1 pseudogene is annotated in these 502 nt (G+C 44.6%); it reads right to left on the bottom strand.

Going from position 1 to position 502, the window contains the following annotated elements:
- Positions 1-55: 55 nt before the first annotated feature.
- A pseudogene (locus tag A3766_RS09770) lies at positions 56-442 on the bottom strand (chemotaxis protein CheB); the annotation flags it as partial.
- Between the last annotated feature and the right edge of the window lie 60 nt (positions 443-502).

Here is a 502-nt window from a genome sequence, read left to right as displayed (position 1 = left end):
GTATTACTAACCGGTAGATATAGGCTAGAGATAACACTTTGAGCATCCGACACAATTAAACTCCTTTGTTTGTTTCTAAATTGCTAGCACTGGCGTCAGGTGCACTGTAGCAGCCAACTTTATTAATTAATGCTCGAGCCAGGTCTTTTGGAGATGCGGTGTATGCACTGCATTCAAGATCAATCACAGATTGCGGCATCGAGCCATTCGCACACCCATCTGGTGCTTGAGTCCATACTGAGCAGCCTTGCTTATGCATCGTAGGTGCCATCAACGAGCCGTCATTCCCCATGCCGCTAAATACGATCACATGGCAACGTTTTCCATAATGCGCAAACAGATTTCTTAATAAATGGTCAATTGATGGACCATAGGGTCCTTCCCATTCATTGTCTCTAATTGAGACACCATTAGATGAAAAGCAGACTTCATTGTCGACAGGAACGACGAGAACCTATGACTAAAGCAAAAGAGCACCTAAATAATGCTGCACTCTCCGGGC

The organism is Oleiphilus sp. HI0132 (genome assembly GCF_001635845.1).
This window is presented reverse-complemented; position numbering and strand designations above follow the sequence as displayed.